Origin of the sequence: Paenibacillus massiliensis 2301065 = DSM 16942, from assembly GCF_000377505.1 — a bacterium.
Taxonomy (GTDB): domain Bacteria; phylum Bacillota; class Bacilli; order Paenibacillales; family Paenibacillaceae; genus Paenibacillus; species Paenibacillus massiliensis.
Genome location: NZ_KB898197.1, coordinates 36,347 through 58,764, shown reverse-complemented (window position 1 = coordinate 58,764; position 22,418 = coordinate 36,347). Strand labels below are relative to the sequence as shown.

Annotated in this window: 21 protein-coding genes; 6 read left to right on the top strand and 15 right to left on the bottom strand. The window is 49.6% G+C overall.

Translation table 11 applies throughout. The annotated features are described in order from the left end of the window. Positions 1–68: 68 nt before the first annotated feature. Complete coding sequence (gene bacA, locus D328_RS0122150; protein WP_018887241.1) at positions 69–872, top strand: undecaprenyl-diphosphate phosphatase; 804 nt, start codon at positions 69–71, stop codon at positions 870–872. A gap of 250 nt (positions 873–1,122) precedes the next feature. Here the strand turns inward: bacA and D328_RS0122145 are convergent, their stop codons facing one another. From D328_RS0122145 to D328_RS0122135, 3 genes are all read right to left on the bottom strand, one after another. Further along, positions 1,123–1,449, bottom strand: coding sequence for a thioredoxin family protein (locus D328_RS0122145; protein ID WP_018887240.1), 327 nt, complete (start codon positions 1,447–1,449; stop codon positions 1,123–1,125). A gap of 92 nt (positions 1,450–1,541) precedes the next feature. Further along, positions 1,542–2,450 (bottom strand): aldo/keto reductase, encoded by a 909-nt coding sequence (locus D328_RS0122140; RefSeq protein ID WP_018887239.1) that lies wholly within the window; start codon positions 2,448–2,450, stop codon positions 1,542–1,544. A 383-nt stretch (positions 2,451–2,833) separates the two neighbouring features. After that, the gene (locus D328_RS0122135; protein WP_018887238.1) at positions 2,834–3,580 is read right to left on the bottom strand and encodes an alpha/beta hydrolase; all 747 of its coding nucleotides are present in this window, start codon (positions 3,578–3,580) and stop codon (positions 2,834–2,836) included. A 395-nt stretch (positions 3,581–3,975) separates the two neighbouring features. On the opposite strand from D328_RS0122135, the gene D328_RS0122130 reads away from it, so the two are divergent. Beyond that, entirely contained in the window at positions 3,976–4,953 is a 978-nt protein-coding gene (locus tag D328_RS0122130) for a ring-cleaving dioxygenase (protein ID WP_018887237.1), read from the top strand. A 182-nt stretch (positions 4,954–5,135) separates the two neighbouring features. Here D328_RS0122130 and D328_RS0122125 read toward each other — a convergent pair whose 3' ends face one another. Both D328_RS0122125 and thiD read right to left on the bottom strand, forming a co-directional pair. Continuing rightward, a complete protein-coding gene (locus D328_RS0122125) occupies positions 5,136–6,560 on the bottom strand; it encodes a serine hydrolase (protein WP_018887236.1) in 1,425 nt (474 codons plus the stop codon). Positions 6,561–6,882: 322 nt separating this feature from the next. Then, a complete protein-coding gene (gene thiD / locus D328_RS0122120) occupies positions 6,883–7,692 on the bottom strand; it encodes a bifunctional hydroxymethylpyrimidine kinase/phosphomethylpyrimidine kinase (protein ID WP_018887234.1) in 810 nt (269 codons plus the stop codon). Between the two features lie 235 nt (positions 7,693–7,927). Here thiD and D328_RS31655 point away from each other — a divergent pair, with 235 nt between their 5' ends. Then, positions 7,928–8,041, top strand: a complete 114-nt coding sequence (locus tag D328_RS31655) for a hypothetical protein (protein WP_018887233.1) — start codon at positions 7,928–7,930, stop codon at positions 8,039–8,041. 84 nt (positions 8,042–8,125) lie between these two features. Continuing rightward, positions 8,126–8,233 carry a hypothetical protein gene (locus D328_RS31355; protein WP_018887232.1) on the top strand — a complete coding sequence of 36 codons (108 nt, stop codon included), beginning with the start codon at positions 8,126–8,128 and terminating at the stop codon, positions 8,231–8,233. 146 nt (positions 8,234–8,379) lie between these two features. Here D328_RS31355 and D328_RS0122105 read toward each other — a convergent pair whose 3' ends face one another. The 5 genes from D328_RS0122105 to D328_RS29585 all read right to left on the bottom strand — a co-directional run bounded on the left by D328_RS0122105 (position 8,380) and on the right by D328_RS29585 (position 14,063). Next, positions 8,380–8,574 (bottom strand): YezD family protein, encoded by a 195-nt coding sequence (locus D328_RS0122105; RefSeq protein ID WP_018887231.1) that lies wholly within the window; start codon positions 8,572–8,574, stop codon positions 8,380–8,382. Positions 8,575–8,763: 189 nt separating this feature from the next. Further along, a complete protein-coding gene (gene cysW / locus D328_RS0122100) occupies positions 8,764–9,645 on the bottom strand; it encodes a sulfate ABC transporter permease subunit CysW (protein WP_018887230.1) in 882 nt (293 codons plus the stop codon). Between the two features lie 91 nt (positions 9,646–9,736). Then, positions 9,737–10,573, bottom strand: coding sequence for a sulfate ABC transporter permease subunit CysT (cysT, locus tag D328_RS0122095; protein WP_018887229.1), 837 nt, complete (start codon positions 10,571–10,573; stop codon positions 9,737–9,739). Positions 10,574–10,612: 39 nt separating this feature from the next. Then, the gene (locus D328_RS0122090) at positions 10,613–11,686 is read right to left on the bottom strand and encodes a sulfate ABC transporter substrate-binding protein (RefSeq protein WP_018887228.1); all 1,074 of its coding nucleotides are present in this window, start codon (positions 11,684–11,686) and stop codon (positions 10,613–10,615) included. A 373-nt stretch (positions 11,687–12,059) separates the two neighbouring features. Beyond that, the gene (locus D328_RS29585) at positions 12,060–14,063 is read right to left on the bottom strand and encodes a sensor domain-containing protein (protein ID WP_018887227.1); all 2,004 of its coding nucleotides are present in this window, start codon (positions 14,061–14,063) and stop codon (positions 12,060–12,062) included. 309 nt (positions 14,064–14,372) lie between these two features. On the opposite strand from D328_RS29585, the gene D328_RS0122080 reads away from it, so the two are divergent. Next, positions 14,373–15,560 (top strand): MalY/PatB family protein, encoded by a 1,188-nt coding sequence (locus D328_RS0122080; protein ID WP_018887226.1) that lies wholly within the window; start codon positions 14,373–14,375, stop codon positions 15,558–15,560. A 305-nt stretch (positions 15,561–15,865) separates the two neighbouring features. On the opposite strand, the gene bshB2 is transcribed toward D328_RS0122080, so the two are convergent. From bshB2 to D328_RS0122060, 3 genes are all read right to left on the bottom strand, one after another. Beyond that, entirely contained in the window at positions 15,866–16,525 is a 660-nt protein-coding gene (bshB2, locus tag D328_RS0122070; RefSeq protein ID WP_018887224.1) for a bacillithiol biosynthesis deacetylase BshB2, read from the bottom strand. Positions 16,526–16,545: 20 nt separating this feature from the next. Further along, a complete protein-coding gene (locus tag D328_RS0122065; protein ID WP_018887223.1) occupies positions 16,546–16,890 on the bottom strand; it encodes a YojF family protein in 345 nt (114 codons plus the stop codon). A 72-nt stretch (positions 16,891–16,962) separates the two neighbouring features. After that, complete coding sequence (locus tag D328_RS0122060; protein WP_018887222.1) at positions 16,963–17,202, bottom strand: hypothetical protein; 240 nt, start codon at positions 17,200–17,202, stop codon at positions 16,963–16,965. A 390-nt stretch (positions 17,203–17,592) separates the two neighbouring features. On the opposite strand from D328_RS0122060, the gene D328_RS0122055 reads away from it, so the two are divergent. Beyond that, positions 17,593–18,003, top strand: a complete 411-nt coding sequence (locus tag D328_RS0122055) for a chemotaxis protein CheW (RefSeq protein WP_018887221.1) — start codon at positions 17,593–17,595, stop codon at positions 18,001–18,003. Positions 18,004–18,594: 591 nt separating this feature from the next. Here D328_RS0122055 and D328_RS0122050 read toward each other — a convergent pair. Both D328_RS0122050 and D328_RS0122045 read right to left on the bottom strand, forming a co-directional pair. Next, positions 18,595–19,896 (bottom strand): cellulase-like family protein, encoded by a 1,302-nt coding sequence (locus D328_RS0122050; protein WP_018887220.1) that lies wholly within the window; start codon positions 19,894–19,896, stop codon positions 18,595–18,597. A 186-nt stretch (positions 19,897–20,082) separates the two neighbouring features. After that, the gene (locus tag D328_RS0122045; RefSeq protein ID WP_018887219.1) at positions 20,083–22,404 is read right to left on the bottom strand and encodes a beta-galactosidase; all 2,322 of its coding nucleotides are present in this window, start codon (positions 22,402–22,404) and stop codon (positions 20,083–20,085) included. Positions 22,405–22,418 lie beyond the last annotated feature (14 nt).

Below are 22,418 nucleotides of genomic sequence, written 5' to 3'. Positions count from 1 at the left end.
CAATAATGGACAGGGCAATGGGTCTTACCCGTTGCCCTCTATATATGTGTAGGAGGAGACTGGAGTACATGGACTTTATATCTGCAATCATACTGGGAATCATTGAAGGCCTGACGGAATTTCTGCCTGTCTCGTCGACCGGTCATATGATTTTGACTTCACATCTGTTGAATCTGAATACGGATAGTGAGGCGGTCAAGACCTTCGAGGTCATCGTTCAGTTGGGTGCTGTACTCGCTGTAGTGGTGCTATACTGGGAGAAGTTCCTCAGCCTGTTCGATTTCAGACAGCAGACCCGCAACTCCCTACAGCCGAGGCTCAATCTGCTTCATATCATCATAGCGATGATTCCGGCTTGTCTACTGGGCGTACTGCTCCGCGACGTGATCAAGACTTATCTATTTGGACCTGAGACCGTTGTATACAGTCTTGTGGCTGGCGGTATACTGATGATCATTGCGGAGAAATTCCATCCAAAGGCTACAGCGGAGACCGTCGATGACATTACATACAAGCAGGCCTTTGTTATCGGCATGTTCCAGATTCTGGCGCTCTGGCCTGGCTTCTCTCGCTCCGGCTCCACCATTTCTGGTGGTCTGCTTGCCCGAGTAAGCCATACTGCTGCGGCTGAGTTTACATTTCTGGTATCCGTCCCGATCATGATCGGAGCAACGGGGGTCGATTTGCTTGGAAGTATGGGACACTTATCTATGTCTGATTTCCCGATCTTCGCAGCAGGCTTTATTGCCGCTTTCATCGTGGCCATGCTTGCGATCAAGACGTTCCTGGGCTTGCTCAAGCGTCTGAGTCTGACGGTATTTGCTGTATATCGTTTTGTACTTGCCGCCGTATTCTTCTTCATCATTCTGTAAGTAGAGTAGAGAATATTGGCTTGCCTAAGTTCATAGCTTGCTCGAAAATAAGACTCCAGCATCGAGCTACAAGATGGTAGAGGTCAGTTCTGACTACGTATCATCGTGACAGCTCGCCCACAATTTGTGGTGCGGAGTCTTTTTTTGTATAACAATTGAAAATTGACTGCATTTGCTTGCTATCCAGACATTGTCCTCTTCCGAAGCTCGTCGCTTAAAAAAATCCTCTTATGTCAGGACTGCACTGCTTTTACTGCTTGGATTCCATGGTCTCAAGGTACTCTGAGACCTGGGTCGGTGTCTTCGCATATTTGCTATGCAGGTGAGCCAGCTTCTCCCCACCCTTGAATACGAGCAGGCTTGGAATCCCACGCACCTGATTGGCCTCAGCAACGGGCAAAAGCTGCTCGGCATCCAGCGCATAAAATTCTTTATCCGGGTGCTGCTCGATAATTCCTCCCATGAATTTGTCCAAGGTCTTGCAATCAGGGCACCAGGTTGCATCAAATTTGATGACGGTCAATACGTCCCGTCCAATAAGCTCTTCATATTGTTGCTGTGTCGTAATTCGTTCCATTTGTCTATCTTCCCTTCGATCTTAGATGAATAGCAACCACCGTGCTCTACATATTATGCCAATCCGAAACTATATTCGGCCAAGCTATCAGCTTAACGATGCTGAGTATACGTGTTGGCTCTGGTAATACCACGCAGACGACTGAGCTCCTGTGGAGACAGAGGCGGTACGGCAGAGGCTCCCACATTGTGTTCGATCTGCGTCGGCAGGCTCGCTCCGCATACAACTGCTGCCACAGCCGGGTGCGCCAGACTGTACCGAATGGCGGTCTGCTCCATGCTGCGCTCCATTCCTTTTACTGTATTCAATTCGTCACGAATGTCAATCAGTTCGCTCTCGTTATAATCCAGATAGCCTTTTGTAGCCTTTGTACGCCCATCTTCAGCCAGTACACCACCTGCCACAGGCCCACGAGCAATCAGACTGATCTGATGCTGCTCCAGCAGCGGCAGGATTTCCTCCTCCGCTCTGCGATCCAGCAGACTATATTGGTTCATGACGCTGACTATATTGGACCGCTTGACATATTCCCGAATGACATTAGGACGAATAGAGGAGATACCGTAATAACGGATCACACCCTCCTTGACCAGTTGCTCAAAGGCCTCGATCGTCTCATCAATCGGGTCCTCCATAGTACCGCCATGCAGCTGATACAGATCAATATAGTCTGTCCCAAGACGACGCAAGCTATCTTTTACCGCGGATAAAATATGAGCCTTCGATGGGTCCCAGCTCCATCCTTCCTTCCCCGGAATTCGACGATTACCCACCTTGGTAGCCAAAATGACATCTTGACGACGCCCTTTGATCGCTTGTCCGACAATCTCTTCATTACGTCCACTATCGTAGAGATCAGCCGTATCCAGCAGATTAACGCCTCTATCCAGAGCTTCATGAATAATGAATACGCCCTGCTTCTCGTCGGTTCCAATGGACATGCACCCGAGTCCGATTTCGCCAATCTGCAGCTCGGACCGCCCCAATTGGTTCTTATTCATATCGGTAACGCCTCCCTCTCCTTAGCTGAACCTGTAACTACACTAGCTATAATCAATATGGTACCGCAAGACCAAGGGCTCCTTCAAGTCGAATCCGAGATTTGTACAGCCCAATACCTTGACCAAATTAATGTGAGCAGTAGAGCCGCTCAGATATACAACAAAGAAGCCTCCTGTCTCTAATAGAGAACAGAAGGCTTCTTGATGAATACACGGCTGATGTCTTTGCTATTCTGTTATAGAACGCTAAGGACGCATCGCTAAGCTATTCAATCCAAGTATATCCCACTCCAGGGGGCTCCGTAGCTTAGGATCAGTTAGACAGTATTAGAAAGGCGACATTAGCTAGGTAGTATTAGCTAGGTGGCGTTACTCAGTAGACGTTAGCCTACTTGCCCGTTCATCCCCTCAAGCAGCCACGCCACCGCTGAAGGAAACTGCTTCACGAAGGCTTCATGGCCGTGCACTGCATCCGGGATGACCTCCAAATGGGTACGATCCAAGGAAGCACCACGCTGCAGCAATGCATCATGTGCCGCTATAGTGAGAGGTAGCATGTCTTTCTGGATTGTATGCTTACCCTCACCTTCCCGGCTTCCTACGGACATGTAGTAGCGCCCATCATAGCCTGTCCATGTCTCTGACTGCATGAAATCTACGAAGCCAGGATACCAATAGGAGCCAGACAAGGTCGCTGCATGACCAAATATTTCAGGATGCCGATAGACGGCATACATAGAGACAAGTCCACCTAATGAAGCCCCCATTATTCCCGTATGCCTTGGACCCGCCATCACAGGATAACGAGCCTCAATATAAGGACGTACATACCCCGTTATAAAGGATAAATACCGATTTGCTTTCCCTCCGAATGCCGGTCTGCCTTCAGCCAGTGCTGGACTGTGCCATGGTGAATATTCATCTAGACGGTTGAGGGGCTGTATCCCTACCAGAATCAGGTGAGGTAGCTGCCCCTCTCTATATTGCTGCCCGAGAGATCCCAGACCGTCCGGGAGCAAGGTATCACCGTCTTGAACATACAATACCGGAGCAGACTTCTGACCATTCAGACAAGTCGGCGGTGCGTATACAGCTACTGAGTAATCTCCGATCCGGTGATGTATGAGCATATATCTCCCCTCTTTTTAGAAAGCTTCGTTCATTTTGTGATCCAGGTTTATGATGAAGAGCATCTTCCTCACAGTCGGATTCTAAAAGAATCGGATTGCGCGTTAATTGCTACAGGATCAGTCCGCATACACTCATGCTCGCTCTGGCAATAATAATACTGATCAAGCGATAACGATAATGATTATCATTATCGTTAAATAACCCTTTGAACTATTATAACAATCTGGATTGTGCTGTCAATGAAACATGTATCTTATAGCATGAGAATTTAGCGTGTTTTATTTGTTGTGTTCAACATATTGACAAAAGTTGAATTGTAGTTTATCTTTAAATTAAGATATTTGAAATTGATTATTTCCACATTCACATACTACTCTACTTGGAGGAATTTATTATGAAATTATTAGGTCTGCATCACGTGTCCGCCCTGACAGCATCGGCTCCGAAGAACTATCAGTTCTACACTGAGATCATGGGGATGCGATTGATCAAGAAGACAGTTAACCAAGACGATGTGCGCGTATATCATTTGTTCTATGGAGATGAGGAGGGTAATGCCGGTACAGAGGTGACCTTCTTCGAAATTCCGAACGCAGGACAGACCCGTCGCGGTAACAACAGCATCTCTTCCCTCTCGCTGCGTGTACCGAATGACGAGGCTCTCCGTTACTGGAAAGACCGCTTCGACAAGCACAATGTCTCTCATGAAGAGATCACAGAACAAGCTGGTCACCGTATCCTTAGATTCGAGGATTTTGAAGGGCAGCGCTTCTTCTTGATCTCCGATGAGCATAATCAAGGTGTGCCAGCCGGCAAGCCTTGGAAGCTTAGCCCCGTTCCTGCGGAGTATGCGATCATTGGCCTGGGTCCCGTGCAACTGACTGTGCCTAATGAAGAGCAGACTGCCTGGATGATGACAGATATTATGGGGATGCGCCGAAAAGGCACCTATCCTTCTACGATTGCTGGTCAGCCCGACATTGTCATCTTTGACATGGCAGAGGGTGGCAACGGTGCCGAGATCCACTTGGAGGTGAGAACCGATCTGCCTGCAGAACGACTTGGTCGGGGAGGCGTCCATCACGTGGCCTTCCGTGTCGCTGACGAGGAAGAGCTACGGACGTGGGTCGAGCACATTCGCAACTCTAAGATCGGCAGCTCTGGCTTCGTAGATCGCTTCTACTTCCGTTCCCTGTATTTCCGTGAGCCGAACGGAATCCTGTTCGAGCTGGCTACGGATGGCCCTGGCTTCGCTACGGATGAAGATCTGGAGCATCTGGGAGAAGCCCTGTCACTGCCTCCATTCCTGGAAGAGAGACGAGCTGACATTGAGGCTAATCTCAAGCCGCTTGATACGAAGCCTCACGCATGAGAAATAACAAAGCTCTAGAGTATATGCTCATTTTATGAATAGCTTCTTCTGAATAACAAAAAAGCTTCCAGCAACTCCCGTTCGGGATCCTTTGCTGGAAGCTTTATTTTCGTATTCAGCATACTTCAGAATTACTTAGAACTCGTGAATTCCACATCTGCTCCTTCATCCTGCTACTGCTGTCAGCGAGCCAGCTTCATTATCTCATTCATCATAGGCACGGTATCCAGGCCATCACGGTTCCCGAGCAAAATAACGGTCAATCCCGTGCCCGTGTCCCTCATCATTCCCGTCTTGTAGCCGGTACCACTTCCATTATGATAGATTGTCATACCTGGTCCGTGCTCGTTATTACGGATTAATAAGCCATAGCCATAATTCTTGACGGAATAAGAAGTTAGCATTTTCGCCAGTGAGTCCATACTCAGCAGTTGCTCGAACCCCTGTGCACTATTCCACAGCAGCAGATCATCCACGGTAGAGTACAGCGTCCCAGTCCCTGATACGGAGACATAGTATGGAGCCTCTGCCATCTGCTTCTTCACATAGGTATGCCCCTTGATTGTAGGGGTTGAGCGTGAGGCTTCCCCGGTGTGGTCCATCCCGAGCGGATGTAGTACATGGTTCTTCATATAGCTACCATAGCTCTGCCCGCTGGCTTTCTCAATGATATAGGCCATGACGACATACCCACAATTGCTGTAATTGAATATCGTCCCGGGCTCCCATTGCATCTTCATCCCTTTGATCTGATTCACCGTGCTCTCCAGAGTCATCCCCTCTGTACGGGGAAAATTCGCCGGCAAGCCGGCCGTATGGCTGAGCAGCATATGTACCGTCATTTTGTCTCCCTGCGGAAATCCAGGAATGAACTGGGACACGGTATCGTCCAGCGACAGCTTCCCTTCCTCCACCAGCTTCAAGGCAGCTACAGCAGTGAAGGATTTGGACAATGAAGCGATTCGACTTGGCATGTCAGGACGGTTGAATGTGCCTTCACCCGCGGGGCCGTACCCTTTGCGGAGCAGTACTTGTCCATCCTTTGCCACCAATGCCATGCCGGAGTAGCCTTGCTTCAGCAAATAAGCATCGACACCAGATACACGGCTATCTCGAATAGTCTCTGTATCTGTATCTATGGCAATCTGTGTACCTACTGAACTCTTCGTAGGGATTACCGTTGCCCGGAGCGGCTCAGTAATTCCACGCAACGGTAGGGTAAGCGTCCCTCGTACATAAATTAGGGGAGAGGTCTGCTTCCAGGCATAACCGTTCACGTTTACAATATTCGAGCCTAATTTATACGTAATGGTGTCCCCATTTTTGGTCACTATAGCGCTATTCGATGCCTCATTCCAGCGTACCTGAGCGCCCAGTGAAGCTGCTGCATCCCGAAGCGGTACATAAGTCGTCCCATAAGCGATATAGGGTGCAGTGGACCATTGCGTCTTGGCTCCGTCCACCATGATGCTGATCGTATTGGAGCTGGCCTGCACAGCATGACGCCCGTCACCGAACAATGCCAGACACATTAGGAAAAGTATCAACCATTTACAGGAATTCATGAATTTTTGACTAGTCGATGAGAGGTATCTGTTGAACAACATTGCATTTCCTCCGATAATCATAAATCTTGTGTAGTACTCTATATACACTATGTGTAGACGAGAATCCGATGGCAATAGTTGCGATAAATGCCGAAATTTGCTGAAAATTGACTGTCGGGTTAGGATTTCCGTCAGGCCGTGCATGCATACGACAATACAGCAAATAGAGCCCGCTGTTCACGGGCTCTAAGCTCTGTCTGGGCTCTACATCAAGACATATTCTTCATCATTCTGACCATCAGACTATTTGATCCTGATCTGACCATTCAGAGTACTGGGGCCGATATCAGAATGCAGCTTCAAATATACTTCGTGTGATGCACTAAGCCCGGTGCAGCCGATGAGCAGCATGCAGGGTTGGTCCAACGAATTCATTCAACCGGAAGCCGCCAGCAATGGCCTGCGTGATAAAATTCTTCGCTTGCTCCACTGCCTTCGGTACGGTCAGTCCCTGGGCCAGACCCGCGGTTACTGCGGCGGAAGAGGTGCAGCCTGCTCCATGTGTGAAGTGCGTCTCTACCGCAGCTGTCTCGAACCAATGGAACTCCTTACCGTCATACAGCAGGTCCATAGCCTGTCCTGCCTTCACTTTGCCACGATCCTTAATCAGAACGTGCTTGGCTCCGCGCTCATGTATGATGGCAGCGGCTTGCTGCATCTGCTCTACGGTGCGAATTGGGCCTGTCTTAGCCAATTGAGAGGCTTCAAACAGATTCGGAGTTACCAGATCCGCCCCTGGTATGAGGAGCTCCAGCATCGCTTCCGTATTCTCTGGTTGCAATACCTCATCTGTGCCTTTGCACACCATAACCGGGTCGATGACGACACGCTGTGGATTATGCTTGTTCAGGTAACGCGCCACCAGCTCGATGATCTCCACAGACCCCAGCATGCCTGTCTTCATGGCATCAAAGCCGATCCCATCCAGAACCGTCTTAAGCTGCGATTCGACGACATCCAGTGCGACCGGATAGACTTGATGGTTCCAGGTTCCTGGCTCCATCGCCACGATCGTCGTTAATACGGTCATACCATATACGCCAAGCTCCTGAAATGTCTTCAGGTCAGCCTGTATGCCTGCGCCTCCGCTAGTGTCGGAGCCGGCAATTGTTAGTGTTTTGGGAATACTCATAGTCCATGCTCTCCTTCAATAATGTCTGCGTAAATGTGCTGCGTACTATCTTAATTCATTTATCCTAATCCCCGCACGCGATCTTGTCAAACAAGCCCGGAAAGTCCAGGCTCTAAAATAGACTCCTGCTGAATTCCATCCCGGCAGAGAGCTGAATATAATGCTTTTGAAATTAAGCTCATGCTCATAATGCCGAGGCAGAAGCTTAATTATACAAGGCAAAGGAGGATTTACCATGGGAGCTGAGTTGGAACGCGGTAACTATCCAGGTGTACCTTTCACATCCACAGGGGCCATTCTGGTTCTCTTCATTCTGTTGGTTATCATCTCTAAGGCGTTCTTGATCTAACGCGCTAGACGTAGTGGATCATGAATGCACATTAATAATCAGAATCTCACATAGTCAACTCAATCCGATAAAGGGGGTGTACACATGAGCGAAGAAAGAGGCGCTTACTGCGGAGGAGCATGGACTTCTACAGGTGTCATTCTGGTTCTCTTCATCCTGCTGGTTATCATTAGCCGTACATTCTGGGTATAATTCCTGATTGATCGGCGGGGCACTGCCCCATTCACACAGCTTACCGCTCTTACTGGTGTTCTCGTATAACACCAATAAGAGCGGTATCTTTGTGAATATAGATGGGAACACAGATGTAATTATGAATAGTAGTCCGCTTCACCAGATCAATTATGACCTGAATTCGTCTTCCGAACAGCCTGCAAGGACGGGCTATTCCCGAAACGCTTGCGTTCTGTCCGCTCCATCTGAACAATCTGGCCCTCGTGTACAGTAATATGCAACGAACCGAACTCCATGTCATTCAGCAGCTCCGCAATACGATTCAACCACACGCCATCTACCTTCAGCGATTTTGCCACACGGATTCCTCCTTGGGCCGGGAGCATGCCCGACAAGATCACTACGTTATTTATGCTGCTACATTATTTATGCTGCTACATTCATGCGGCCATGATCCAATATTCAAATGACATCCAACGCTTAATTTACATAACTCCAATTTGTATACTTGGATATAATTTATCATGACCACCAATCCCTGTCAACGCTCAGGGGCGGGGAAGTCTGCTGCTCAGCCAGCTCTTCACGATGAGCGTAGCCAGTGCAAGCAGAAGTAGTAAGGAAGCCACAGCAAATGAGGCTGAGAACTGGTATTCGTTATATAATATCTCGACATGTAAGGGCAGCGTATTCGTCTCTCCACGGATATGGCCGGATACTACAGATACCGCACCGAACTCTCCCATCGCTCTGGCATTACACAGAATGATGCCATACAGAAGCCCCCACTTGATATTGGGCAAGGTCACCTGCCAGAATACTCGCCAGCCCTTGGCACCGAGGGTAATCGCAGCTTCTTCCTCCTGCGTCCCCTGATCCTCCATCAGAGGGATCAGCTCTCGGGCTACGAAGGGAAATGTGATGAAGAGCGTCGCTAGCACAATACCAGGTACGGCAAAAATAATCTTGATATCATGCTCCTGCAGCCACGGTCCAAGCCAGCCCTGTGCCCCGAAGACCAGCACGTACATCAGCCCTCCAACTACAGGCGAGACAGCGAATGGCAGATCCACCAGCGTGACGAGGATGCTTTTACCCCGAAATTGAAACTTTGTGAGCAGCCATGCAGCAGCCACACCAAATATGGTATTCAGTGGAACGGTGATCAACGCCACCAGCAAGGTCAAGCGCAGGGCAGACAGGGCATCTGCATCCGTCAGCGCTGCCACGTAGACACCCCAGCCTTGCTTGATTGCTTGAGTAAGCACGACGATCAGCGGCAGAATCAGCAGCCAGCCCAGAAGCAAGGCAGCAGACAGAATCAGTAGCCATTTGACCCACGGAGCTTCGTCCACTGCACGATTCGCTCGCGGACGATTAGGCCGTGGGCGAGCCACAGCTAGGCCATTCGCCACTTCCTCCTGTACCATGTAATCCCCCCTCACACACTCTTGTAAGACGATATCTATGGAATAAATTTGCACATGCTCATATTCGAATGCATACTCAGCACTGCTCGCCCTACCCCATACTTCTTCGTCTTGTCCACCGCTGTAATGTATTGATAAGCAGCAGCAAGGCGAAGGAAATGGCGAGCAGCATAATAGCTACAGCCGTAGCTCCAGCATAATCATATTGCTCCAGCTTGGTTACGATCAGCAGGGGTGCAATTTCTGTCTTCATCGGCATATTACCAGAGATAAAGACAACCGATCCGTATTCCCCGATTCCTCGGGCAAAGGCCAGTGAGAAGCCAGTGAGAAGTGGTGGAACAAGCTGAGGCAGCAGGATCGTCCAGAAGGTCCGCCACCGCCCAGCCCCAAGTGTAGCCGCTGCCTCCTCCACATCGCGATCCAGCTCCTCCAGTACAGGCTGCACAGTCCTTACGATGAACGGGATGCCAATGAACATGAGTGCCAATGTAATACCTGTACGGGAGAAGGCAAGGTTCCAGCCCAAAGGCTGAAAGAAGCTGCCTAACCATCCGTTCGGTGAATACATCGCTGTTAATGCCACACCCGCTACGGCCGTCGGTAGCGCGAATGGGAGATCAATAACGGCATCGAACAGCCTTTTCCCCGGAAAGTCGTATCGTACCAGTACCCAGGCTACCAGCAGGCCTATAAACATATTGATAAAAGCTGCCAGCGCAGCACACAGAAAGCTTACTTTATAGGAAGCAACCACCCGTGGATCTGTAGCAGCCTCCCAGAAGCCTGACCATGTGAGCCCTGTTGAATTCAGCAGTAGCGCTGACAAGGGCAGCAGCACAACCAGACTGAGGTACAGCATACTGTATCCCATGGTTAGCCCGAAGCCAGGAAGTACTTGCCGCCTTTTGGGCTGTGCATAGGCCATGTGATCACTCCTTTCTTCTTCGCTGCTACAGTTGCCTGCTTATTGGGGAACATAGATTTTGTCAAATACGCCGCCATCCTTGAAATGCTTCTCCTGTGTCTCTATCCATGTACCAAATACATCTCCCAGCTTAATCAGCTTCAGTTCAGGGAATTGCTCCTTATAATTGGCAGCCACACGATCCAGTGTAGGGCGATAGTAATGCTCGGCAGCAATGCGCTGTCCTTCCTCGCTATACAGGTACTCCAGATAGGCTTCAGCGGTCTTGCGCGTTCCCTTCTTGTCTACCACTTTATCGACAATGGCTACAGGTGGCTCTGCCAGAATGCTAATGGACGGATACACAATATCAAATTTGTCCTCCCCCAGCTCCTTCACGCTAAGCAGGGCTTCATTCTCCCAGGCAATCAGCACGTCCCCAATCCCACGCTCCACGAAGGTCGTAGTCGCCCCACGAGCGCCACTATCCAGCACAGGTACATGCTTGAATAGCTCTGAGACAAAGGCCTCGGCCGCAGCTTCATCGTTGTTATTCTTCTCAAGGGCATATGCCCACGCAGCCAGATAGTTCCACCGTGCTCCACCAGAAGTCTTGGGATTCGGGGTAATCACCTGTATGTCACCTTTGATCAGATCATCCCAATCCTTCACGCCTTTAGGATTCCCCTTGCGCACGAGCAGCACAATTGTAGAGGTATATGGAGAGCTATTATGCTCAAATTGGCTCTGCCACTCAGGCTCAATCAGCCCCTTCTCCTGCAAAGCATCAATATCGTAGCCTAGTGCCAAAGTGACTACATCAGCCTCCAGCCCATCCAGCACGGAGCGACTCTGCTTGCCGGAGCCACCATGGGATTGCTTGATCGTTACCTTTTGCCCGGACTCCTGCTCCCAATGTGCAGCAAATGCCTTGTTATACTCGTCATACAGCTCCCTCGTCGGATCATAGGATACGTTCAGCAGCTCGACTTCCTTGGGCGGTGAGGAACCATCGGTCTGTTCACCAGATTGTGCTCCACTCTGGGCGTTGTTGCCACCGCATCCAGCTAGCAGCACCGCCAATGCCAGCATTGCAATTCCAGTCTGTAGTCCACGCTTACCTCGTCTTCTCATCTTCAAATCCCCCTACGTGTGTATTTTGTATGTTGAACTTGGAATGTATCAGATCCTATGTGCACAAAAAAACAGAGGAATCCCTTGATGGCAGCAGGGTCTGACTGGTCCTAGACCATGTCTGCTCGCTGCATTACAAGGAGTTCCTCCGTCGGTACGGTGAGAACAATATTGTATTATACCTACCTGTTTAGTGAGTTATATACACATAATAGCCATTGCCACATCTTCTGTCAAAGGTTTTTTGCAATTTGAACAGAAGATTCTGGCATGACTATTTATCAACTATCTTTCAACTATCTATCGACTACTTATCAACTACGTTTTACGCAGTGCTGTTGGCATTGCGTATATACAGAAATGTGGCAAGGCATCAGATCAGTTGACGGATACTGGCCTCCAGCTCGGCTACTGGAAGCGGTCTGCTGAACAGGAAGCCTTGTGCAATATGACAGCCGTTCCGTCGCAGGAAATCCAGCTGCTGCCGATTCTCCACTCCTTCGGCCACGACGGACAGATTGAAATCAATGGCCATACTAAGCATGGATCTAAGCAGCTTGGCATCACTATCATTCTCCGTGCAGTCTTCCACGAAGGAGCGATCAATTTTCAAGGTGTCTATCGGAAATTGCTTGAGATATGTAAGCGAGCTGTAGCCTTTTCCAAAATCGTCAATGGCAATACGTACACCATCCTGCTTGATCTCCTGAAGTGTACCTAATGCATCCTCCGTATTCAGCATGATATTCTCCGTAATCTCCAGCTCCAGATACTTTGGTGCCAGCTGGCTCTCCTTCAACGTCTTCCTGACCGTCTCGGCCAGATCTGGATTATTGAATTGACGCGGAGAGAGATTGACCGACATGACAAGCGGCTTGTACCCCTTCTCCTGCCAAGCCTTATTCTGGGCACATGCCGTCATGAGTGTCCAATGACCAATGGAGATAATTAATCCCGTATCTTCCGCGAGTGGGATGAATTGATCCGGGGGGATCATCCCCCGCTCAGGGTGATTCCAGCGAATCAGTGCCTCTACCCCCATCATACGCCCTGTGCGGATATCCATCTTCGGCTGGTAATACAGCTCTAGTTGCTCCTTGAAGATAGCCTTGCGCAATTCGCCTTCCAGTACAAGAGAGGAGCGAGTGTCCATTTTACTCTGATACAATTGATAGCCGTTCTTGCCCAGCTTCTTGGCCACACGCATCGCTGTCTCTGCACGATTCCATAGCAGCTCAGGGTTCTCCCCATGCAGCGGATAGACGCTAATCCCAATACTAAAGGTAATGACAATCTCCATCTCAGCCACAACGATAGGTTGTTGGAACCGTTCCATAATGCGCTCTGCAATCTGCTTGGCCTTGGTCAAATTAACCTGGTGGAGGATGATCGTGAACTGATCTCCTTCAGAACGAAAGACGACGTCATACTCCCTTATGTTCGCCGAGATTAAGCGGGCAACGTATACCATTATAGCGTCTCCGTGATCATAGCCCAGGTAGTCATTCAGCACCTTGAAACGGTCAATATCCATGACCAGTAGCGCAAAGGTGTTCTCCTTCGGCTTGCTTCGATTTACCAGCTTGCTAAGGTGCTTGTTCATCTGCTTCTGATTCGGCAACCCAGTCAGACTGTCATAGAAGACCATCTGGTTGATCTGCTGCTCTGCCTGCTTGAGCGCCGTCACGTCCTTCAGATAGATAGATGTCTCACTATAAAAGGGGACAAGACGAGCATTGAACCAGCTGTTGCGATCCTGTACATAATATTCTATAGTCGTATTCTCTCGCTTGCCCAGCGCATCCTGAAAAGCTTGCGACACTTCATCAGGGATGTGATCGATGACCACACGACCCAGTGCGTCCCTGCGCGACATGCCCATCATGCGTTCGGCTGCATGGTTCCAGTAGATGATTCTTCCATCCTGATCTAGTCGTATGTACCCGTCTGTAATGTTCTCCAGCACATGCTCCATTTGTGCGAATTGTTTCTCGGTTAACCAGCCAAAATGACTGGGACTCTGTAAAAGTAAATCTTCATCCTGCTCTGCTGCATATGAAGGCCCCTTACTACTAATCTCCCGACACAGCAAAATAGCTCCATCGTTACTGCCCGAATGAGGAAGCACTGTTAGCTGAAGTGGAAGTTCTCTTCCAGTAAAATGTGTGAGCCGTGTATCCCACTGCAATGATTGGTCCCATCCTGCAATATCGAAGAAGCTCTGTATGGATTGGCCAACATAGTACTCTGCATCGTATTCGGTCATTCTGACCATGGGGGCATTTACCGCAGTAATGATGCCCTTGTGATCCAGAGATAGTGCCGGATCTGAAATACAATGAATGAGCGAAATCTCATCTCTGCTGTAAGAGTCCAATGAGCCTCAACCTCCATCTAAAAATATGATCTGTAATACAGCATATGCCATCCATCGATTCTGCGCCATCTCCAACGCTACACATTTCGACAAAGAATCTGTTATTTCTTATTATCGGCAAAAACTGTACTTTTTCCAAGATCAAAACTTGCACCATCTGACAATATATATGCATTTCATTGCGCATTGACGAATTTTGTCCGATTATGCAAGCCTTAAGGTGGACCAATACAGGCCAGGCAAGGATTGTCATTGATAGAGAAGTCCTATAGAATATGTGCATCAGTAACGGAAATGGAGGAAACCTTGTTGAATTTTAATCAGCAGATTGAACGTATCAATACAGCTTCCCAAAAGTGGGATAACCTGCTCGAAGTATTCCAATCCACCGAAGTATTGCCTCTATGGGTAGCAGATATGGATTTCGCCGTACCCCCCGCCGTCAAGGAGGCATTATCACAGCGTGTTGAGCATGGTGTATTCGGTTACTCTACCTTTACTCCGGCTTATTACGAGGCCATCATACAATGGATGCAGACCCGTCACCAATGGACCGTGGAGAAGGAATGGATTCAGTTCGTGCCTGGGGTAGTACCTGCACTGAACTTCATTGTTCAGACCTTCACCGAGCCAGGTGATCAGATTGTAATCCAGACCCCGGTGTATCCACCATTCTATAAGGTCGTACTGAACCACAAGCGCAAGCTGGTGAAGAACCCGCTTGTTCGGGATGAGGATGGCACCTATCGGATGGATTACGAGGATCTAGAGCGGAAGTTCGCTGAAGGAAAAGTACGTATGATGATTCTGTGCAGTCCGCACAATCCAGTAGGCCGGGTGTGGACCAAGGCTGAGCTTACCCGTCTGGCTGAGCTATGTGAGAAGTGGAAGGTGATGCTTGTATCGGATGAGATCCATGCCGATATGATCTTCGAGCAAGGAGCACATACGCCATTCACCACGCTCTCTGATTACGCTCAGCAGCATTCTATTGTCTGTACGTCGCCAAGCAAGACCTTCAATATGGCCGGATTCCAGACTGCTAATATGATTATCCCGAACCCCGAGCTCAAGAGTCGAATTTTGAAGACACTGCAGCTATACAGCCTACAAGAAATCACCCCGCTGGGGCTTGTCGCCACAAAGGCTGCCTACACCGAGGGAGGTCCTTGGCTGGACGCGCTGCTTGACCATGTGCGAGATAACATGAGCTACGTTAGAGAATTCTGCAAGCTTCACTTACCGGAAATACAGGTGAACGAACCTGAGGGGACCTATCTACTATGGGTGAACTTCAGACAGTTAGAAATGCCAGATGATGAGCTGTTCCAATTCCTCGTTAAAGAGGCACGTCTTGGACTGAATGCAGGAGTATCCTTCGGAAAAGAGGGACAAGGCTTCATGCGGATGAACATGGCTTGTACCCGTCAGACGCTGGAGGAGGCTATGTCTAGACTGCAGACTGCCGTTCTTCAATGGCGAGCCAGCAGATCGTAAGCACCAGATTAGCTGTACTGGGCATGGGTCTGGGCATAAGCATTAGTATGAGTATGAGCATGGACCACTACATGAATATGAATATGAATATGAAATGGACTTGAACATAAATAAGTCCGTCTGGCCCGAGCATCGAATAATTACAAGAGGATGTACAGCATACAACCAAAAGAAGCCGTCCCATCTACTCAGGGACAGCTTCTTTTGGTTGTAGATTAACTAGCGATGCTTGCCATGTCTGTCACATGTCATATGCGTTGGCATGTCGTCTCATGTGATTGCGGTGTACTGCATCCACCATGACATCAATCCGCGAATTGGTAGGTCCATAATCTCTCCCAGCCATAGCGAGTGTTCAGCTCTTGCTCTGTCAGGGTCTTGGTGCCCATCAGCTCGGCAGCCTGAAATTGGGAACGATGTGCTCGGATCGAAGCCACCTTCTGTTGTAAATAAGCTCTGACATCATATTCCACGTCCGGCTTGCCCAACGCCTGCTCACAATCTCTGGAAAAGGCCAGGCATTGCACTGTCGGTCTGGATTCAGCCGTCATACGGGCGATCGTGCGAATGACCGCAGCCCCTGTAGCATCATGGTCTGGATGCACACTGTATCCCGGGTAGAATGTGAACACCAGCTCGGGTGTCAACTCTTCTAGCAACTCGCTGATCACCCGCTCCAAATACGGCTGATCCTCAAATTCAATCGTTTTATCATGAAATCCGAGCATACGCAGATCCTGAATACCAATCGCATCACAGGACTCCTGCAGCTCCTGCTTGCGGATCTTCGGCAACGTCACCCGGTTCGCAAATGGCGGAATTCCCATATTACGTCCCATTTCGCCTAGTGTCAGACAGGCATAGGTCACTTCATAGCCTTGCTGGATATATGAAGCAAGTGTGCCTGACAGACCAAACGCCTCATCATCAGGATGGGGTAAAATAACAAGAATGCGTTGTGTCAACTATCTCATCTCCTTCCACATCAGAACGGCTCCCGGCTCAACTGGAGGGCTACGATCAATTTGCCCTGTGCATCATGCCCAGCCAGAATCAGACGCTCTCCGTCCTCTTCATCCCAATGAGTCAGCCCCTCGGCATAGACCCAGCCTTCCTCTGTCTTCAAGCCTACACGAAAAGGATGCTGGCCCGAGATGGACCCATGGGAATACCGAATACGGGCATTGGAAATAAAGTTACCCGCAGGATGACGAGAGCTGTCCAGATGAGAGGCATAGGCTCCAGTGGTTAGTTCCAGGTGAAGATATACCTGCTCTTCTCTTAAGGCATCAAGCCTATGCTGTACTTCTATTTCATCAATAAGCTGCATATATGAACCTCCATGTCATTCACCCAACAAAGATGCAATATTTTGAGCAATTAAATTTGTACCATGCTAATACTATATCACAGCCGCTGCATAGAATTGTACCTTCTCCAATATAAAACAAAAAGAAGCGCCATCGTCTCCGATCCGCTTCTTGTGCTTTATTCGCTGTAGCTTCTCCTGTTTGCCTGGCAGTACCCGTACATGCTGGGATATGACACCATAATCCTCATTGGTCCGGCGATCATGGGCACTGCTTCTGCGGCCTGCCCTTTCTGCCTTGCGTATTGCCTTCTGTGTCTGTGATCTAGCCATGGTAGATGCTCACTCCTTCATCATAATCTCATCCATTATAACATAGTTTCGGGGTACTTATATTCCACCGTTGTGCAGTCCCACAGCTTCACTTGAGTGGTTTGTTTGGCAGGCACTGAGAATACCCGCAAACGCTATTCCCTCACAGTTTCCAAAATGTATTCTGGGAAAGGTCTGAAGGATTGCTCATAATCTGTAAAACCCGACTGGACTTATGCCGATATATGATATGTAAGCTCTCTGCCGCCACATGGGCTATTCCCAACGGATTACCGATCAAGTGGCTGGCAGCAGCAGTCCCATAATAAGGGGTCTCAGCATGTTAGGGACATTGAGGTGTACAGCAGGGTTCAATCACTGAACCTATTTTCAGTAAGGAGCGTGTCCATCGTGATACCATTCATTATATTTAAATTGCAAGGCAAAGACTTTGGCATCCCATTTCAGGAAATTGAAGAAATCCAAAATGCCAAGACAGGTACTCCACTGCCCTTCTCCCAACCTTGGCATGAAGGCATGATTACCGTTCGCGGCGATCTATTCACTCTGATCAATCTGTCCATGAAGCTTGGCTTGTCGGATCAGAAGGGCACTGCTGAGGACAAAATCATTCTGCTAAGCCGCTATAAGGTAGCACTGCTCGTCAATGAACTGGATGACACCATTACAGCAGAGGAAGAGGAGATTGCAGCTCATGAGGATGAGCGCCTGCGCACCATCTTCCCTACCATCATTGAAAAGTCAGGACGTAGTGTCCCGTTGCTCAGCGTAGATGCGTTGATTGCCTCCACTCAGGCGTAACCCTGAATAGGGCTAAGAAAGGCCGTCCCATAAGCCACGAAATGGCTGTTGGGCCGGCCTTTGGTTTTGGAGTAAGGCATACGTAGGCTTTTTGGGCGGACGCTCCGTGAACGGACCGTTGCTACAATCGCTGTTGTCCCCAGATTTAATTTATTCTCCTAAGCGGTGAAAATCGGGGACAAAGGCGACCGCTGCCGCTTTTCCACAATCAGTCCGTCCACTCCGCTACTGAAGCGGTCGCACAACTTGTTTCTTTCAAATCACAACCAAAGAAACCGTTCCTTGGTAAAATGGAGGGACAACAGACAACAACTCCGTAATCAGGTGAAAGTTAACCTCCAATATGCCAGCCCATCGTCCCAATAAGAGATGATCCTGCACCTATCACCATACGAATAGAAAATTAATGACTGAGCTGATCATCCGAATTATGTTGGTTATAAATTTCGTTTTCTTCATACTCCAAGACAATAGATTATAGCTTCAAATTTACTAAGGATAGGTCGACCTTAATCTTGCATCGGTCAGCCTAGTATTTTTGGAATATAATGGACTTATAAATCAAAACTAAAGGATAGCAATAATACCACTCTAGCGAACGGGTACAGCCTGCTGAAGAATCGCTTCATTCCAGCGCTGTTGCCAGGCAACATCCTGCCAGAATGGATGATGAGGGGCACAGTTGGAGCAGAGCACCATCCCCCAGAAGCCCAGCTTAATCCCTTTGCGGATGGCATACTCGGCAATGAATTTGCCCACAGGTCCTTCCTCGAACCCTGCATATAACGGAGTATAGCCTACGTAGCCCTCACCGATGACAATTGGCAGGCCCTTCTCCTCTGCCCACTCCTGCAGCTCATCCAGCCGCAAATCAATCTTCTGCAGCATTGCTAGCTTATGCGCCCCGTAATGATCATACAAGAACAAGTCCCACTGGTCCGGATCGGCCCAATCATGTAAATACAAGAGTCGAAGACCGACCGGATTGCCATGCAGACGCCACTCCTCCGAAGCAGGCAGCTTCCACTCCGCAAATGGCGGAGCACCCTCGCGAAGCAGTGAACGGACAAAAGCGTTCGGATACTCTTGCTCATGATCATGCAGCGCGGCTGCGTCCATCAATTCCTGTAGCACACCGTTCAGGTACAGATGAAAATGAGCAACCTGCTCATTTTCAGCCACATATTCCTTGGGGTAGGCCTGGTTCAACGTATAGCAGCTAGTGATGAGCAGATCGGTATGACCTGTGCGCAGATAATCCAGCGCCTCTTCAATGTATGGCTTCATACAATGAATGATTTTCCCTGCGGCATCCGCCGAAATATTATGATCAACGGCCACCTGGGCCAGCCGTCCGAACTCCACTTCATTATGAAGCTCTGCATAGGCAATTCGATCCTCGTAGCCCTCCTGCTTCAGGAACTGCAGCAGTTGATCCATGCTGCGCGCCAGCTCCATGAATCGCTTCTCTGAAGGAATAGCCAGCAGCTCCTCGAACAGCTCAGGTCCCTCCAGGAAGCTAGGACTCTGCTGATACTCCCACGACGACAGGATGATGTAACAATCGTGACGTCTGGCTTGCCGGAACAGCTCCAGTAAATGCGCATGCCCATCCAGCTCCACACCTCCCTGACAATTGTACCAACGGGTGCGCTGACCGATTTGGCCGAGGCTACCCAGACGGAGTGGTCCTGGACGTTTGCCCTCAGCTGTGAACAGAAAATACGGCATGGCGCAAATGCGGATCGTGTTATAGCCCCGCTCTACAGCCTCTGCAAAGCGGGCCTCCAAATCACTGTAGGGCTCACCAGGAGCAGTCATCGTATACCAGGAAAAATCCCACATCGTAATGGTTAAGCGTTGCGGCAAATGCTCGGGTATCTGTGTATGCATAGCTTCCTCCCCAAAAGATAAATTGGCGTGAATCCATTTCATAATACCTGTGGCTGCTCCAATCAAGGCTAGATGCACATTAAAATGATTTAATTAGTCTATATCCAGTTACAATAATTAATCTTGATGGACTTATGACACTGCTTCGTGTGAATACATCAAGAGCTCTCGCCTGAGCCCTAATAATTAGGACCAGTCTGTACGAAGGTACGCGGTACCCCGGTAGCTTGGGATCGCCTCAATATGGTGATACAAGCCAATCTCCACACCCTCAAAGCGTTCAATATACGCCTGATTCACGTAGCTGTGAACGGTACCCTTACGCAAAGGGGTAATGGAAAGGTGCAGCTGCTCCTCTGCCAGCTCCAGTCGAAATTGCTGCAGGCCGATGCTCCAGGGCTTGCCATAATGGATATGATCCGTTAACAAGCGCTGACCGATATATGCAGCTGCAACATCGCCGTCATAGTCAATGCGAAGCCAGACATCTGCTACATAAGACGGCCAGTCCGTCTTCAAGGAGAGCAAAGCCGTGCTATCTGCTGGGTACTGCGCCTTCAGTCCGGCATCATAGGCTGGGAAATGCCATTCATAGATCTGAAAGCCTGCATGCGTGGACGTAGACAGCTCTCCGTAAGGTGCTGCAGCCTCCCTCGATGGAGCCGGATAGACCCAGGCCGTGAGTGTTGCTTGCTCAGATGTACAGACTAGCTGCTCGTCCTGTACATAGACATGGCCTTCACTCACAATAAGCCGATCCTCTCCCCATACCCGCAAGCGGTAGGCCTGCAATGCTTCCTCTCGGGATAAGGTGATAAGACGGATTCGCTTCCCTTCCGGAAGCGTGAGCATCAGTTCATGCTCCTTCCCGACTTGTGGTCTGATGACGAGGCGTCCCGCTTGCTCTTCCCATTTCGCAAGGCTTGCATCTCCAGCATGAACGCCACTTACAGTGTTCTGATCCAGCACATACTCAGCCGGAATCCCTTCGCGGGCAAAGAAGACGATCGCTGTCTCCTCTACACCCTCCAGTATCGTGAGCGGCTGTACAGTGGCGCTTAAGAGCTTGAGACCTGCAATATTCAGATGAAACGGAAGAATCATGCTGCTACTGGTAGCTAGCTTCATGCTCCCGCTACTTGGAAAACGAACGCTTCCCTTCGATGAATGCAAGGTCAGCGCCAGCTCCTGCTCTGGCATCTCCACATGATCCTGAAAGTTGTTCAGGAACACGAAGCCCTGCTGATCGCGCTGGCGAAGGGACCAGCGAATGGAGTCTACATCCTCTGGGACGATCCTCTCTTGTCCTTCTGGTAGAACGGTTCCCATTGGGGCCAGTACATGACCGAATGACTGCAGGAAGAGGGACAGGAGACGAATGCGATGGTACGAATCCCCTACCCGTCCGAACTCGCCCAGAGGAGACTGATAATCATAGGTGATCTTGGGCAGGCCGGATTCATTCATGAAGGACCTCTTCCCGATCGGGTTGGAGCCTCCATGATACATGTAATAGCCGATAAGATTGCTGCCATTGGCCAGCTTGACGACGGACATGGCCTCTACGCTGTCCGCCTCTACGACAGGGCGTGCCTTGTAGCTGACCTGCATTCCACCCGCCAATTCACAATAAGCCGCAGGGTATTCACGCGTATCATAATCCACAGGCTCTGCAGGAGTCTCATGTAGATTCCGAAAGATATACTCGCCGCTGGGTGGCTGATTCGGAATCCATGGTGTGTAGGCGTAGCCTGCCAGCATAGGCAACGTATCCTGCTCTGGCACCGCTGCGCCACCCCAAGCAGTAGCAGTAAAGAATAATGGACGTATACCTGCATCCTCAGCGATCTGACGCAGCCGTTCCAGATGCTTCTGTCCATCCTTCCCCGAGGTGAGGAAGCGCCCGCTGTTGTAACCCCATGCATCCAAAGGCGCCCCGGCATGCATGTATTCATTTTCGAGTTGCACTGCTATAATGGGCCCACCCTGCTGGAACAGCCTCCCCTCCAGCTGACGGGCAATCTGCTGATACAGTCGAGTCACATAATGCAAATATCTCTCATCATTAGAACGCACCTCAAGTGGGTAAGAGAACAACCAATCCGGCATTCCCCCATTACGAACCTCACCGTGGCAAAATGGACCTATGCGGACAATCAGCTTCAGCCCATGCTTGGCACATAGATCCACAAAATGCCGCAGATTCAGATTCCCGTCCCAAGAGAATTCCCCCTCCAGCTCCTCATGCATGATCCAGAACACATAGGTTGCGACAATCTCGATGCCGCCAGCCTTCATCTTCAATAGCTCCTCCTCCCAGTGGAGATAAGAGAAGCGAGAATAGTGAAATTCCCCAACTACCGGAATATATGGTTGCTGATTACGCGTCATATAATAATTCGTGAAGCCAAGCTGCTCTCCTTGCGGGCTCTGACCGCCGCACGTAGCCATACGCCCAGGGGTAATGGTCTGATTCGGATGCTGCAATGTAAATTCCAGATGCTTCATGCAACAATCTCTCC